Source organism: Cyclobacterium sp. 10D3-21 (assembly GCF_055809755.1).
Genome location: NZ_CM147924.1, coordinates 3,882,270 through 3,897,949, shown reverse-complemented (window position 1 = coordinate 3,897,949; position 15,680 = coordinate 3,882,270). Strand labels below are relative to the sequence as shown.

At 38.0% G+C, this 15,680-nt stretch carries 17 protein-coding genes; 15 read left to right on the top strand and 2 right to left on the bottom strand.

Going from position 1 to position 15,680, the window contains the following annotated elements; all coding sequences use genetic code 11:
- The first annotated feature begins 110 nt into the window (after window positions 1-110).
- The 10 genes from AC0L7T_RS15460 (at window position 111) to AC0L7T_RS15415 (ending at window position 8,252) form a co-directional block, all read left to right on the top strand.
- Window positions 111-536 carry a hypothetical protein gene (locus AC0L7T_RS15460; RefSeq protein ID WP_473336301.1) on the top strand — a complete coding sequence of 142 codons (426 nt, stop codon included), beginning with the start codon at window positions 111-113 and terminating at the stop codon, window positions 534-536.
- A 500-nt stretch (window positions 537-1,036) separates the two neighbouring features.
- Window positions 1,037-1,621: a Crp/Fnr family transcriptional regulator gene (locus tag AC0L7T_RS15455; protein WP_473336299.1), complete on the top strand. Its 585-nt coding sequence runs from the start codon at window positions 1,037-1,039 to the stop codon at window positions 1,619-1,621.
- Window positions 1,622-1,682: 61 nt separating this feature from the next.
- Window positions 1,683-2,660, top strand: a complete 978-nt coding sequence (locus tag AC0L7T_RS15450; protein ID WP_473336297.1) for a cyclase family protein — start codon at window positions 1,683-1,685, stop codon at window positions 2,658-2,660.
- Window positions 2,661-2,667: 7 nt separating this feature from the next.
- Complete coding sequence (locus AC0L7T_RS15445) at window positions 2,668-3,114, top strand: DMT family transporter (RefSeq protein WP_473336295.1); 447 nt, start codon at window positions 2,668-2,670, stop codon at window positions 3,112-3,114.
- Window position 3,115: 1 nt separating this feature from the next.
- The gene (locus AC0L7T_RS15440; protein WP_473336293.1) at window positions 3,116-3,844 is read left to right on the top strand and encodes a GNAT family N-acetyltransferase; all 729 of its coding nucleotides are present in this window, start codon (window positions 3,116-3,118) and stop codon (window positions 3,842-3,844) included.
- A 7-nt stretch (window positions 3,845-3,851) separates the two neighbouring features.
- The gene (locus tag AC0L7T_RS15435; RefSeq protein WP_473336292.1) at window positions 3,852-4,484 is read left to right on the top strand and encodes an NAD(P)H-dependent oxidoreductase; all 633 of its coding nucleotides are present in this window, start codon (window positions 3,852-3,854) and stop codon (window positions 4,482-4,484) included.
- Window positions 4,485-4,496: 12 nt separating this feature from the next.
- Entirely contained in the window at window positions 4,497-5,186 is a 690-nt protein-coding gene (locus AC0L7T_RS15430; RefSeq protein WP_473336291.1) for a DUF4386 domain-containing protein, read from the top strand.
- A 480-nt stretch (window positions 5,187-5,666) separates the two neighbouring features.
- Window positions 5,667-6,092, top strand: coding sequence for a hypothetical protein (locus AC0L7T_RS15425; RefSeq protein ID WP_473336289.1), 426 nt, complete (start codon window positions 5,667-5,669; stop codon window positions 6,090-6,092).
- A gap of 600 nt (window positions 6,093-6,692) precedes the next feature.
- The gene (locus AC0L7T_RS15420; RefSeq protein ID WP_149392223.1) at window positions 6,693-7,037 is read left to right on the top strand and encodes a hypothetical protein; all 345 of its coding nucleotides are present in this window, start codon (window positions 6,693-6,695) and stop codon (window positions 7,035-7,037) included.
- 399 nt (window positions 7,038-7,436) lie between these two features.
- A complete protein-coding gene (locus tag AC0L7T_RS15415) occupies window positions 7,437-8,252 on the top strand; it encodes a hypothetical protein (protein ID WP_473336288.1) in 816 nt (271 codons plus the stop codon).
- A 112-nt stretch (window positions 8,253-8,364) separates the two neighbouring features.
- Here AC0L7T_RS15415 and ltrA read toward each other — a convergent pair whose 3' ends face one another.
- Window positions 8,365-9,753, bottom strand: a complete 1,389-nt coding sequence (gene ltrA, locus AC0L7T_RS15410) for a group II intron reverse transcriptase/maturase (protein ID WP_473336287.1) — start codon at window positions 9,751-9,753, stop codon at window positions 8,365-8,367.
- 534 nt (window positions 9,754-10,287) lie between these two features.
- Between ltrA and AC0L7T_RS15405 the strand changes: the two genes are divergently transcribed.
- Both AC0L7T_RS15405 and AC0L7T_RS15400 read left to right on the top strand, forming a co-directional pair.
- Window positions 10,288-10,662, top strand: a complete 375-nt coding sequence (locus AC0L7T_RS15405; RefSeq protein ID WP_473336285.1) for a hypothetical protein — start codon at window positions 10,288-10,290, stop codon at window positions 10,660-10,662.
- A 797-nt stretch (window positions 10,663-11,459) separates the two neighbouring features.
- The gene (locus AC0L7T_RS15400; RefSeq protein ID WP_473336283.1) at window positions 11,460-11,897 is read left to right on the top strand and encodes a hypothetical protein; all 438 of its coding nucleotides are present in this window, start codon (window positions 11,460-11,462) and stop codon (window positions 11,895-11,897) included.
- Between the two features lie 87 nt (window positions 11,898-11,984).
- Here AC0L7T_RS15400 and AC0L7T_RS15395 read toward each other — a convergent pair whose 3' ends face one another.
- Window positions 11,985-12,428, bottom strand: a complete 444-nt coding sequence (locus tag AC0L7T_RS15395) for a hypothetical protein (RefSeq protein WP_473336282.1) — start codon at window positions 12,426-12,428, stop codon at window positions 11,985-11,987.
- Between the two features lie 90 nt (window positions 12,429-12,518).
- On the opposite strand from AC0L7T_RS15395, the gene AC0L7T_RS15390 reads away from it, so the two are divergent.
- The 3 genes from AC0L7T_RS15390 to AC0L7T_RS15380 all read left to right on the top strand — a co-directional run bounded on the left by AC0L7T_RS15390 (window position 12,519) and on the right by AC0L7T_RS15380 (window position 15,364).
- The gene (locus AC0L7T_RS15390) at window positions 12,519-12,938 is read left to right on the top strand and encodes a winged helix-turn-helix transcriptional regulator (protein ID WP_473336280.1); all 420 of its coding nucleotides are present in this window, start codon (window positions 12,519-12,521) and stop codon (window positions 12,936-12,938) included.
- Window positions 12,939-13,188: 250 nt separating this feature from the next.
- Window positions 13,189-13,614, top strand: coding sequence for a hypothetical protein (locus AC0L7T_RS15385; RefSeq protein WP_473336279.1), 426 nt, complete (start codon window positions 13,189-13,191; stop codon window positions 13,612-13,614).
- A 484-nt stretch (window positions 13,615-14,098) separates the two neighbouring features.
- Window positions 14,099-15,364, top strand: coding sequence for a DUF418 domain-containing protein (locus AC0L7T_RS15380; RefSeq protein WP_473336278.1), 1,266 nt, complete (start codon window positions 14,099-14,101; stop codon window positions 15,362-15,364).
- Window positions 15,365-15,680 lie beyond the last annotated feature (316 nt).

The following is a 15,680-nucleotide window of genomic DNA, read 5'->3' as shown; positions in this document are numbered from 1 at the left end:
TACTAAGCATGCCAAAAATGTCCATGTTTTAAGCACAAAATTGTTTAGTCCATAACAATTTTACGTGATGCCAAAAGTCCATTTTTGGAAAAATGTAGGGTATTAAATAAATGAGACGGTTAACGAAAATATTGACACTTTTAATAATCTCCACGCTGTTGAACAGTTGCGAAGGGTTTAAGGTATTGACTATTGACAACACTTCGGACCATGCCGCCAGAGTAACTATCCGACCTGGCCTCAATTATTCGGACAAGAGTCAAATACATAATTTTCCCAACAATCCAAGCTCAGACAGTTCAGTGGTTATATTGCAACCTGACAGTTCAATGACTGTTCTATCCATTTTCACAGGAACGATGTTTAACGTTAAAATTAAGGATCGAGAATTACGGACCGACTACTTGAAAATTGAAACACCAAATGACACAGTACTTGCAGATTCAAGAGCAGAAATAATTAAACTGATTTATGCAAAAAGAAAAGGGAGAATAAAAGGGGAAGGACGGAACCTGGCAACAATCAGAATTGAATAGGTTAAATGAAAAACGATATTAAAATACCTAAGTATTCTGGCTCCTGAAACAAGCCCCTAATCGGACCCTGAGCCTGTCGAAGGGTTCGATTAGGGGCTTGTAATTAGACTATAAGGGAATAAATTACACATTTTTTTAGCGTGGATCCATTGAGAAAAATAACTGCTTATTATCAAAATTACGCAGCCTCAGCTAAAACACCTTGAAGAGGATAATATGAACCAAATAATATTTCAAACTTAAATGCATCCACGGTCTTCTTGACCCTTCAAAAGCATACTCCTACAAATATTTGCAGAACATTTTTAACAGTTTCCAATAAACCTTTAGAATCTCTACTGGATTCCTTGTTTGAAATTCTTAATTTAAGAGATGAATAAAAAAGAAAGAGTTGGGTGTATAATCCATATATACGCCGCTCGAGGCTAAAACATAGCTATTACAAATGTTGTGCACCGGCAACAAAAGGCACACAATTATCTGGGATTAACTGATTTACGATGCATGAAACCTTAATTCATAATATTGAAGAAATTGTACCCTTAAAAGAAGAGGATATTTTGCTAATTCAGGATGCATTTAAGCCTATTCATTTAAAGAAAAAACAGTATTTACTTCAAAAAGGGCAATCATCCAACCATATGCGATTTATTGCAGAAGGGTGCCTCAAACTATACCGTATTGATTATAGTGGCAAGGAACATATTCTTCAATTTGGTATTAAAGGTTGGTGGGTAAATGACCTTTATGCCTATCTAACTCAAAAACCAGCCACATTTTTTATTCAAGCGATTTCCGATTGCACTGTTTTGCAGGTTCACAGGAATCAACTAAATAAGCTGTATGACAATATACATATGATGGATCGGTTTTTCAGAATTAAAACTCAAAATGGATATGTTGCACTTCAAGAGCGAACAATTAACTCCATGAGTCAAACTGCTGATGAACGCTACTATGAATTTATAAGTAGATACAGGAATATGGAACAACAGATTCCTCAATATATGATTGCCTCTTACCTAGGAATAACGCCAGAACACCTCAGTGCTCTTCGAAAAAGTGTTGCAAGAAGGCTTTCTTAAGATACCTTAATTGATTTGGCCTACATGGTTTGAAAATTTGCACAAACAAATAATTCAAATCATGAGAAAGACAAGTTTTGTATTGGCCTTGCTGATTGCAGGCCAGTTGACAGTATTAGGTCAACAAACTGAAACCGTTGGTAAAAGCCCTTGGGGATCCGATGATGAAATAGGTTCACTGAATCTAATGTCGAATTACACACGTTTTGAGGTATTGTCTCAGATCAAATCCGGTAAAACCTATGATTTAAGTGTTGATTATTTCGTGGGTATGCCAAGCTTCCATTCATTGGGAGATCCTGGCTATCAATACTGGTTGACCCATACTCCGAACGGTACTGTCGTTGACAATCCAAATAGACTGGGTAAAGCCATGAACCGAAAGGTGAGTTACACAGGGGATGCCATCTCCATGTATACGCACATGGGTACACACATTGATGCACTCAACCACTTTGGTTTGAATGGAAAAATCTGGAATGGATTTACTCCTGAGCAACACCTTGGAGACAAAGGTTGGAAAAAGACTGGTGCAGAGACCATTCCTCCCATCATTGCTCGTGGAGTAATGATTGATGTAAAATCATCGAAAGGGATATTTCCAGAGAACTATCGGATTACCGTCAATGATCTTCAGGATGCGCTTAAAAAACAGGGCGTTAAGCTTCAGCCTGGCGATGTTGTTGTTATGCGTACAGGTCAGGCTGAGTTTTATGAGGATGCGGATCATTATCTCGACAACTATCCAGGTATCAGCCTTGATGCAGTAAAGTGGCTAATCGAAGACCAGGGAACCATGCTCCTAGGTGCGGACAACCTCAGCTTTGAAGCGTTTCCTCCTGAGCGAGAAGATAACTGGGTGCCGGTACACACTTACCTATTGGCAGAAAAAGGGGTGATGTTCATCGAGCAAATGTACTTGGAGGAGTTAGCCAAAGATGAAGTATATGAATTTGCTTTCATCGCTGCGTCACTTAAGCTCAAAGGAGCAAGTGGTTCGCCTTTGCGACCATTAGCTATTCCCATCAAAACTGAATAGTCAAGCCATGAACAATTCAGCATTACTACTTCTTTCCTTTTCGGTAGGGGTTATGGTAGTGATCCAGGGTGGAATAAATTCTCGGCTGGGTATTCTGCTAAACAATTCCTTGCTAGCAACGCTCATAGCATTGACCATGGCTGCGAGTTTCACACTTATTGCTGTACTAATTACTGTGAGACAAATTCCAAGTATGTATCAACTCAGGGAGATTCCGATCTATATGTGGGTATTAGGCGGGCTACTAAGTTTTCTGGCTGTAACGCTTTTCTACTATGTCATTCCAAAAGTAGGCATCTCAACGGCTGTCACCTTCGGATTGGCTGGGCAACTCCTTTTTGCAGCAATTGCTGGGCATTTCGGGTGGTTTAATATGCCATTGGAGCCATTCACGATGAAGAAAATTGCAGGGTTGTTTATGATGATCGCAGGTGTAATTCTAATCAAAATATAAAATGGATTTAAACAAAGCAAATATAAACAATCTGATTGCTCTTTGGAAGACGGGAGGTCGGCTTGCCGGAAAGTACATCGAAGAATCAGGCTATCACCTAAGCATTGCAGCAAGCGGTGAATGGCCTAACAAACTGTGGTTTACTAAACCAATAGACACACAGACCCTCATGGATATTCAGCTCAAATGGAACTTGCCTAAGTTGTCACTCCCTATTTGGGGAGGTGATGTTGAAATGAGGGAGTCCATGCTTAAATCCAGTGGGTTTCAAGAAAAGCTCACCCAAGTAGCCATGTCAGTGAATCTCGAAGACGCTCCTGGCAATGTGGATCGGGTCATCATTCAAAAAGTGACTAGTAAACCAATGGCTGAAATTTGGTCGCAGCTATTTAAGGAGGCATTCGGATATGAAATTAGTGCTGACACAGTGAACAGAACCATGGTTTCCATTGATTATTTCATAGGAAAACATAATGGAACTCCGGTAGGTATTGCTGTGCTTTTTATGGATCAGCAAGGTCTTGCTGGTATCCACTCTATGGGTGTCATTCCATCACAGCGTAGAAAAGGCTATGCAGAAGAATTACTTATTCACATGAAAAATATCGGCAGAATGAAGGGGGCTACCTATGCCACTCTGCAAGCTTCTGATATGGGAAAGAGGCTCTATCTCAAAACCGGATTTCAACAAGATTTTATTATCAAAACATTTATTAAACCCCAAAACTAAAGAACAAATGAATTTACTAGAAAAACTTAATTGGCGCTATGCCACAAAAGCTTTTGACCCTTCCAGGAAGGTGTCAGAGAATGATTTAAACTTTCTAAAGGAAGCCATTCGGCTTTCGGTCTCTTCATATGGGTTACAGATGTATAAAGTATTGATTATCGAGAACCCCGAGATCCGAAAAGAACTGCGCAAAGCCTCCTGGGAGCAAGCCCAAATTACGGATGCATCTCATTTGTTTATTTTCAGCAACTACACGATCAACCATGATCAACACGTGGATGATCACATTCAACTTATCATTGATACCCAACAAAGAGTAGATGACCAAGGTCTAAAAAAGTATGCGGAATCCATTAAATCCAACATCGCAAATATGACCTCGGAAGAGCGAAGAAACTGGACAGAAAAACAGACCTACCTCGCACTAAACAGTCTGATTATTGCATGCGCAGACCGGCAGATAGATGCCTGTCCGATGGAGGGGTTTGATAAACAAGCATATAACCGCATTCTTGGTCTGGACGAAATGGGACTCAATGCTTCGGTAATTGCACCAGTAGGGTATAGATCGAAAAGTGATAAAGCACAACTGAGAAAAAAAGTTCGAAAACCAATTAAAGAATTATTTCTAAGCGCTTAGAAAAGAAGAAAAATGAACAACAAACTAAAAAATAAAGCAAGACTAACTGGTATTCTATATCTGCTAGTGATCCTATTGGCAGGTTTTAGCCAAGGATATGTGCGTGGAACGATTTTTATTCCAGATGACCCTCAGGTAACCCTGACAAACATTATTTCATCCGAAGTACTTTTCCGTCTTGGCCTGATAAGCGATTTATTGGCTTTCATGATAGATGCAGTCATTTCAATATTACTGTACCAGTTATTGAAGTCTGTCAATAAAACTATAGCTGCAATTGCTTCTGTTTTCCGGCTTTTGGCACATCCAGCCATCGGAAGCTTAAATCTCTTGAACCATTATATGGCCTTAGAAACGGCTAGTAGAAGCGGGCTTATGTCAAGCTTGGGGATTGAGCAACAAGAGGCATGGACAATGCTATTCATGAATGCACACAATGCGGGATATCTTTTGGCAGGAGCATTCTTTGGTATTCATTGTTTGCTATTGGGAATATTGCTCTATCGTTCTGTACTTTTCCCGAAAGTGTTTGGCATATTAATGGTTTTAGCTGCTGGGGGCTATATGCTTGAGACTTTTGGTAATTTTATATTTCCCGGCTATCAATTTGTTTTAGCCAATATTGTAGGTTTTTCAGCAGCAATTGGGGAAGTATCTTTTACTTTATACTTGTTGGTTAAAGGAACGAGAAAGACAATTTAACCAATAAAAAAAATGCTGAAGCAAATAATTTTATAAAAGCAATAGCGGATATAGTGGTAAAATTAAGGTCTGAGCATTGAATAAATCTTTGCTATAGTGGCCAGGTAATCACTTTGAAGTCCGCTACTGCTCTTATTCTTGCCCAACGGCATTAATTTTAAAAAATGGGACTGAAATTTCAAGGGATTAACATTAACGGAAATTTTGAAGCCAAACAAGGTGAGTTATTCGATTTACTGGAAATAGGGTCTTTTGAATTATTGAATAAATAGTTTGAATGATTATTGGAATGGGTTCCAATCTAAAGGGAAAATAGTATTTTCATTTATTGGGGAGGCTACACTCATTCGTTGTGACAACCATTTTATTTCAAGTGAATCGACAAAATCTAAGCTATGTATGAATCCTGAGACAATGACTTTATAGCTCCTTGCGGGTTTTCACCGGGCATAGCCAAACTATATATATTGAGGTATTAAAATGAGACGGTTAACGAAAATATTGACACTTCTAATAATCTCTACGCTGTTAAACAGTTGCGAGGGATTTAAGGTATTGACCATTAACAACACTTCGGACCATGCTGCCAGAGTAACTGTCCGACCTGGGCTCAATTATTCGGACAAGAGTCAAATACATAATTTTCCGAACAATCCAAGCTCAGACAGTTCAGTTGTTATTTTACAACCTGACAGTTCAATGACTGTTCTATCCATTTTCACAGGAACGATGTTTAACGTTAAAATTAAGGATCGAGAATTACGGACCGACTACTTAAAAATTGAAACCCCAATTGACACAGTAGTTGCAGATTCAAGAGCAGAAATAATTAAACTAATTTATGCAAAAAGAAAAGGGAGAATAAAAGGGGAAGGACGGAACCTGGTGACAATCAAAATTGAATAGGTAAATAGAAAACGACATTACAATCCCTAAGTATTCTCGCTCCTGAAACAGGCCCCTAATCGGACCCTGAGCCTGTTGAAGGGTCCGATATTGGAGCTGGTTATTAGACTGCTATGGTAAATGGTTTTCCCCTTTTAATTTTTAAGGGTTGAGTGATTGGAAAAAGTACGCTGTTATGATAAATTTGGAAACACAAAATCTAACCTTATGTCAAAGGTAAAAGACAAACTTATAGATCAAATTACATCCTTAAACGATGAGGAGCTATTGGAATCAATATCAAGTATGGTGAGTCAATAAAGTACTGATGGAACGATCGAATTGTCAGAAGAAATGCAGCAGGAGCTAGAAAATAGAAGCACAGACCTAAAATGAAAGCCGACCGCACACACATTACCTAAGAAAACATAGGGCAAATCGTTCACCAGAGTAAAAATTTTTATAGATACTCACTTTTCGGCTTAAACTTTATTTAGTAATTTGAATGCTCTACGTTTCTTAGCTTGACGATTGGAGTCAGGCCCGAATGAAGGACACGCAAACGGCCCTACGCAAATCTGACATAACGTTGACGTACATTTATATACAAACTAAAGAAGTATGCTCGATTTTTCTTCCAAACTAAAGCAAGTTTTTTCTTGGGCAGCAGCTATTGTTATCATGGTTGTACATACTTATTTGGCTTTTAAGATTTTAAATGTATTTACTAACGATACGAATTGGATAGAAATCGCAAAAGAACACACAGCAGCAACATTAGGCATTCCTCTTGCTGGGACAGCCTCCTTGTTTTTAGTGCTTGTTCTCCGAATAATTTCAGACCAAGTAGCATTTAAAATATTCAATATTGAGTTTAAGGGTGCTGCAAGTCAAGCAATTATCTGGGTATTTACTTATTTGATAGTAATTTTTTCAATATATCTATTGTGGCCCTTAGCTAATTAAAAAATAAAAAACGAGCGCCAATAATTAAGCTACGATGATGCGAAATATGGCTTCGGTTCATTGTAGTCCCGATCGATCGGGATTGGACTCAATCCTCCGGTAGCTTTCTGCGATGGGATTTGATAGTTTTTGTTGGTTAGGTAGGTAGCAGTAAAACTATTAAATTGCGCCCGTAATGATAGTCCAATAATCCTTTTGTTCCTTTAGCCATTTCCAGACCATTTTCAACAGATTCTATTAAATTCTTAGTCTATTTACTGGATACTTTGTTTGGAATGCTTAATTTAACAGATAAATCAAACAGAATGGGTTGGGTGCATAATTGATATATACGTAACTCCCAGCTAAAACATAGCTTTATACAATTGTTGTGCGGCAGCTAAAAAAAACGGCTACAAATTGAAAATTAGAGTATACATATTAACACTTTTGACCTTGACAATTTTCAGTTCCAAGGTTTTCGGGACTGCTCAAATTCCAGACAGACTGATTTTTAATGGAGATACTGTTTCTATTTATTCAAACCCATTGGAGCAATTTCCAAACATTGATAAATTAAGGCCAAGATTATTTGGCGACAAAAAAGGTTGTAGCTCGACAGCTTGTTGGAGAGAATATCAAGCGAAATGGGAAATTATAGACAATGAACTTTATCTAATTGGAATTTATAGTTGTTGCTTTTATGAAGACAAAATTCAATCGGATTTAGAGCAATTATTTCCAGACAAATTCGAGAATGGAAAAATAAGAGCCGATTGGGTAACAGCAAAAATTTTATCACCACAAGGAAAGCAACTTTACTATGTTCACATGGGTTATGAATCGCTATACGAAAAGGAAGTTGTTTATGAAATTGAAAACGGAAAACTTAAAGGAATAACAACCTTCGACAATACGAAATCAAGGAAATCAATATACAGCCAAGATACTACACTAATTAACTTTATCTATTCAAACATAAAATGGGAAATACTGCCAAAGACAGACAAGACCGTTAAAGTTTTTATTCGATTTTCAGCCAATGAACAAGGAATAATTGACAGTTTGAAAGTGATAAAAGGATTTGACGAAACCTATGACAATGAAGCACTAAGAGTTGTAAAATCTATTCCTGAATGGGATGTGTTTTACAGACATGGACAACACGAAAGAAGACCTTGGATATTACCAGTTGTGTTTAGTGAAGAGAATAGGAAAAAGTATCATAAAGACTAAAAATGACCCAAGAAAAAGAAAGCCGACCGCACAATCGAGTAGACGGCCGTGAGCCATAAGCTCACGGTTCGCCTCTCACACCACCGTACGTACGGGTCTCGTATACGGCGGTTCACTGGATTGTAGGTTGGGATTTGAGGTAATAGGAAACCATAGACTCGTAACCTTTTCTTCTTAGGCGTGACAAAGTGATCGTAGTAATCAGAATCGGACTCTGAGCTACCGCCCATCCCCCTTTTCTGGTTCTGCTCCATGCGTAAGCATGGTCTTGGTCAACCCCAAGTTGAATAAGATTTTTACGTTTTCGCTCCGGCTTTTTCCAATCATGCCAGATACAATATCGAAGTCGGTTTCTAAGCCATTCATCAATGGCTTTCAGCTTGGCGTGGATACTGGCAAGGCGGTAATTATTCACCCATCCCCGCCAGACCTCAGCCAGCTTTTTCAACCTCTCCTCGAAGCTGTACGGTTTGGTTTTCTTGGTGATCTGCTTGAGCTTACGTTTGAGCGACTCCCAACTGTTCTTTTTCACCACCAGTTGGTATTTTCCTTTGTCCCCTTTCTTATATGTCGGAACAAATGCATGTCCCAACAACTGGAAGTTAGAGGGTCTTCGGATGCCACTTTTCTCCTTGTTAATAGGCAATCTGAGTTTGTCCCTTAGAAAAAGATAAATCTCGTTGCCCACTTTTCTGGCCTCCGTCCTTGACTTAGTGTAGATGCTGAAATCGTCAGCATACCTAATGTATTGTAGGTTTCTCCTGTCCAGTTCCTTGTCCAGAACATCCAGCAGGATGTTGCTTAGTAAGGGGCTGATCGGGGAGCCCTGTGGTACGCCTTTTCTACGTTTGTGCAGTTTTCCGTCAATTTGGATTGGTGCACGTAGCCATTTTCGAATAAGCCGGAGAGTTGTCGGGCATTTTACCCGTTGATAGATGAACTGTAGTAGGATGGAATGATTTACTTCATCAAAGAATCCTTTCAAGTCAATGTCCACGATGTCCTGATAGCCATCATTGATGTATTTCAGGGCTTGTGTTACCGCCTTGTGGATGTTCTTCTGTGGTCGGAAACCATAACTGTATTCCTCGAACGTGAGTTCATACTTGGTCATCAGCACTTGGCTAACCGCCTGTTGGACCCACCTGTCCACTACCGTGGGAATCCCCAGTAGTCTCATCTTTCCGTTTTCCTTCGGGATTTCTACCCCCTCGATAGGTTTAGGTACATACGTGTGGTTCAGAATGGATGTGGCAATACTGTCCCTGTTACTTTCCAGATAAGAAAGCAGTTCTGTGACTTTCATGCCGTCCACTCCTGCCGAACCTTTGTTCTGCACTACCTTTCGGTAGGCTTTGTAGAGGTTCTTACGGTTGAGTACTTTTTCTATCATAATTAAACTGTAACCTGTCCGCTTAAGATGAGGCTGCACCAAAGAGGTACTCCTCATCGAATTAGGACGTAATCCAATGTTCAGTCCTTCACTTTTCTGTGAGACCATCAGGGGTATGGTTAAAGCAATCCCTGCTCGTTTCTCCAGCTACTACGACGTCGGCTGACTTCTTGGCTCATAGAAACCGAGTCTATTCCAAGACCTCCCCAGGTAAGGGCATATTCCTTTCCCCAATATCCACTGGATCTACCAGACAGGTATTTGATGGTTTCCCACCCTTCGGACGTCGGTATGATGTGCTACCTCATCCAACCTGTCAGGCCTCAGTATCCAGTTCCTGTTCGTTGGAACCGAGGTTTGCAGTCTCGCTTCCTTCAGTGCATGTCTCACGACAAACCACCTTGCGACTTGCTAATGCTTCGGGACACGACTCCCGCACATGAGGGACTTTCACCCTCTGGAATAATTTGGTATCTTCGATACCAAATGCCCATGCTGGGCACACACAAAGGCTATACGTAATGCGGGTTTTAGTGCTCAATTGAAAGTAAATGAATATTAACAAACATGTCGGTAAGCGGACAGTGCAGTGCTCTTTAATCCCGCACTACGCATAGCCAAGCCGTTAGGCAATATACCAGAATGGCAACATACATTGAGATAAAAACAGATGAAAGGGTGAAAGAACTTTTACCTCACCTTCAAGAAGTTGATGGGTTGGTTCTCATTGGTGAAATTGACAGCATGAACTACGGAGAAGGATATGACTTTAAATACAAAGGCATGTCAATCAGATTATTTGATGATGAACGAAGTGATGTTGTTTTTGCAGACGATAAATTTCAAGCGAACGAGGAGACTTATGAAGAAGTTTTCAAGCGGGTTGTAGTTGATAATAGAGGTGAAACAACTCTCCGAATTGAGGTTGACCATTTCGACGAAAATATGAATCTCGAGAATAAGCTTGTAGCTCTAATAAAAGAAAAACTAAAGACTAAAAATTATAACATTGCCTAATCGAGTAGCCCGACCTGAGCCAAATAGCTCAGGTTGAGGCCCTCACACAGTCGACCGGGAGTCTCGTACCTGCCCTGCATTCCGGCTCTTCACTAAAATGATCCAAAGAGATCATTTTTTACGCTCAGCCCCAGTTCACCGGAATATGGGTTGCGTTTTGAGGTAATAGGAAAGCATGGATTCATATCCTTTTCTTCTTAGGCGTGACAAAGTGATCGTAGTAATCAGAATCGGACTCTGAGCTACCGCCCATCCCCCTTTTCTGGTTCTGCTCCATGCGTAAGCGTGGTCTTGGTCAGCCCCAAGTTGAATAAGATTTTTACGTTTTCGCTCCGGCTTTTTCTCCCGGTCGACCGGGACCAGATACAATATCGAAGTCGGTTTCTAAGCCATTCATCAATGGCTTTCAGCTTGGCGTGGATACTGGCAAGCCTGTCCTGATATAGTCAGGGGCGGTAATTATTTACCCATCCCCGCCAGAAAAAATTAAAAACAATTATATTTGGGTAGGTGGCTTGATTGCTGACTTTCCAGCAACGGTTCTTATACAAGCATAAAAACCCATAACTGGAAATTAAACCCTGATAGATAATAATTTGAGAGGGAGAGTTTGTCCAACTCCGTTTTTCTTTAGATAGACCCGCAGGAGCGGGAGGAGAAGCGTCTGTTTTTACAAGGCATAGAAAAAGGCATTACAACAGTAGGTATCTAGCTATTTGAATAAGCGTTACTAGTCCTTATATTGTCTTCTTCAAACATTAGATACCCTATTGTTGGCAAAATTAAAGAATTGATAAATGAAAAACGAATATTTAAGACATACTTTAGCCACAATTGACTATAGATTTCTAAAATCCGTAAAATATAGAAATGCTGAGTTTGGTGATTATACATTGGGAAAGGAAAGCAGAACTCCAAAGGAAATTATCAACCATATGCATTTTGTTTTAAGCTCAACTACAATCTTTATCCAAGAAGGAAGAATACCGAAAGAAGAACCTCATAAGCTTGACTTAGAATCAGAAATTGACAGGTTTAATTCAGAAATGAAAAATTTAGATAAAGTTCTTTCTGAAAATGAATTAGATATGAATTACTCCAAAAGATTATTACAAGGTCCTTTGTCAGATATTTTAACACATATTGGTCAAATATCAATGGTATCCAGATTGAATAACAATCCAATTGAATGGGAAGATTTTTCATCTTCACCAATAAAAACAAGAACAACATAGATACAGAATGAAAACTATTGCCAACAAAATATATGCTTCGTATCGGATAAGCGCCTATATGAAGCATATTTAAGCCGTTGTGGGTAATTAGGACAAATGTGGCATTCCTTTTCCAGTTTCAACAAAATTTTTGAGACTTTGAGTTGCAAACCTTTCCCAAGCAGGCCAACATATTTCGTAACAATTTAATTCTGGAACAAGTCCATTATGGACAAAATTTAAAATGGTTTCATTTTGACTTTTTACTTCCAAAAACCATTCAACCTTTGTTCCAATCCATTCCTTTTCAATTCCGTCATAACCAGCATGAATATGCTTTGCATCAATACATTCCCAAACTATTTTCGAATTCCGCTTTAATTCTACAATTTTAAATTTCCAGAATGTTTTGCCAAAACTTGTTGTGAACTCATCATCTAATTTTGAACTGACAGAATCAGTGTTACCCCACCATTCTTGAACTGATTGGGTTATAGCATTAAATATAGCTTCTGAATTTGCTTCAATTAAAACACTTGTTGAATAAGACATAAAATATATTTTTAATTTGTACTTGTATTTTGCAAGTACAAATATATAATAGAACTTTTATTATGCAAGTACTTTTCGTAACTTTGAAAAATGGAAGGTCAAAAAAGAAGGTCAAATTGCCCAATAACATTATCTCTGGACATTTTCGGAGATAAATGGACTCTCTTAATTCTTCGAGATTTTATTTTTTTTGACAATCGCCATTTCAATCAATTGGTGAGTATAGAAAGTATATCAACAAATATTCTTACAGATAGACTTAATAGACTCTTAGCTAACGGAATTATTAAAAAAGAAGTTGATTTAAATAATAAATCTGCCTATTTATATTCTTTGACAAAAAAAGGTCTTGACCTTGTTCCTATTGTTATGGATATATATCGTTGGGGCGCCAATTATACCGAAAAGAATAATGCGGAAAAGGGCTTCAAAAAAAAGATAGATTTTGAATACGATAAAACAGTAGAAGAAATAAAAAATAGATTAATAACTACCCACAACATTGCATGACCACCCCAGAGTCGGCAATCGCTCGACTCCGTCAGGTATGCTTGGCCGTTAGAGTTTATAATACGATTTGAGGACAAATATTGAGAATTATATAATTGATGTATCAGCCAGATATTTTTCGCTGAGTTACTCTCGTTCGATTAAGAATGTTATAACATTAGCCTTCTTTTTTGTATCAATGTTGTTTTGCCTTTCCGTAAGCATTTTTTTAATCTACCTGATAGTAAAAGAGGACTTCAATTGGGTATACTTGATTACTTCTGCATTGTTTGGATTTGTTGGGATGATTCAAATGAGTAAATGCTATACAGCTCTGAAAACTCCATCAAAAAACATCTTAGTTTGGAATAAAGATCAAGATTTTTTGATTTTAAGAAACCATGAAAAGGAGGCAGTAATTAAAATATCAGATTTGAATGTACTTGAATATCAAATGAAATCCGACACAATAACTCTTGATGGAAGACCAAAAGACAGGTTTTGGATTATTGTAACATTGGTACTTAAGGGTGGTCTGAGAGAAGACTTGTTTCAGATGGAACTTGTGAAAATTATCACTTTTGAAAAAGCAAAATATAAAACCGAACTTAAAAAGTCTGCTAAAAATTTGACTTTATTAATTGCCAAACAATTGAATATAGAGGCAAGGAGGAAAAGGGAAAAAAAAATTGAATAAACAAAACAATTAAGCTACGATGATGCGAAATATGGCTTCGGATCATTGTAGTCCTAATCGATCGGGATTGGACTCAATCCTCCGGTAGCTTTTCTGCTATGTGGATTTGATAGGATTTGTTGGGGGAGGTAGGTAGCAGTTGAATAATTAAATTACGCCTGTAATGATAGTCCAATAATCCTTTTGTTCCTTTAGCTAGTTCCAGACCATTTTCAACAGTTTCCATTAAAATTTTAGTCTATTTACTGGATACTTTGTTTGGAATGCTTAATTTGGCAGGAAATCAATTAAATGGGTGGGGATATTGCTGGTATATATGTAACTTCTAAGCTTATTATTTATAAAGTTGTATTAGCCAATTTGTACTCCGATCAAATTCATCACTTAATGGGAAACTGGGGACCTGGAATATCTTCAAATGATACTTTTGAGGACATCAAAGACAAATTTTTTGAACTTTATAACGAATATCGCAACCTTCTAAATGTCAACATCAATAAAAGCTACTGAATCTTCCGAGCGGATTTCTTCTCTGGACTTTTTAAGAGGTATTGCAATACTTGGAATTCTGTTTATTAATATTGAGAACTTCGCTTACCCTGACCCGTGGAGTCCATGGAAATTTGGGTTTGAAGGGACTATTGATTACTCAACACGATTTTGGGTCTACTTCTTAACTCAGGGTAAGTTCTACACCATGTTTGCTCTTTTATTTGGCGTAGGTTTTTACATTTTTTTGGAACGCCTTGAGAAAAAGCAACTGGGACTTAAGGCAATGGACATTTATGCCAGAAGATTGCTTTGGCTATTCATCATTGGAGTAATTCATTCCTATTTTATCTGGACGGGAGATGTTCTCTATCATTATGCCATTTGCGGATTTTTATTATTTCCGTTCAGATCCTTCAAAACAAAAAGCCTACTTCTCATTATTGCTTTTCTATCCCTACTTCAACTGGCGAAATCTTACGATCAAACCATGATGAGGAAAGGCTGGCAGGATAATCACACAAAAGCCATCAACATACCGAAAGACCAACGATCAAAAGACGACATTAAGAATATCAACTTTTGGAAAAATCAAACCAAGAAAAAAGACCCTGACACCTCAAAAGTTGAAGCAAATAAAAGTACCTATTTGATAGGTTTAAAAGAAACGTACAAAAATTCCAGTGCTCACAAGGGGCTTGTTTACTACCAAGGGCTGCTTTTCCCATCTCTAATAGCAATGATCTTAGGGATCATTTTTTATCGGTCAGGAATATTCCAGAATTATCAAGTCTGGAAAAATTACTGGCTTATCTCTTTGGTTATTCTTGGTGTTGGATTAATTATCAATTATATAAGATATTACCAATGGACCTATGATTATTTTGAGCCTGTTACAAATATTTGGAAAGGATGGCTTTTTACATTTCCTAAGGAACTTCTCGGAGTAGGATATATATTGATCTTCAACGGACTATTTCAGAAGTTTTTCAGGTCTTCCAAGATAAAGTTAATTTCTAAAGTAGGAAGAACAGCACTTACGAACTACATCTTTCAAAATACCCTGTTAGGATTTATTTTTTATGGTTATGGGCTATCATTTTTTAACCAATTCTCCCGATTTGAGCTGTTGAGTTTAGTGGTGATTATTTTTATAATCCAGTTAACGCTAAGCTGGCTGTGGCTAAGAAAATTTCAGCAAGGTCCATTAGAATGGTTGTGGAGAAAACTTACTTACAGTAGTTTTAAACATACGAATTAATATTCGGTTCATTCAAGTCCTAATCGATCAGGATTGGACTCAGCCTTTGGTAGCTTTCTGCGATGGGGATTGGATAGGATTTGTTGGGGGGTAGGTAGCAGGGAAATTATTAAATTGCGCCTGTAATGATAGTCCAATAATCCTTTTGTTCCTTTAGCCATTTCCAGACCATTTTCAACAGGTTCTATTAAATTCTTAGTCTATTTACTGGATACTTTGTTTGGAAAGAAATAAAGACACTTGACTTATTTGATTCAATTGTAAAGGATAATTTCATCGGTGCAATAATTTTTGGTATTCCTTCTATTGAAATAAA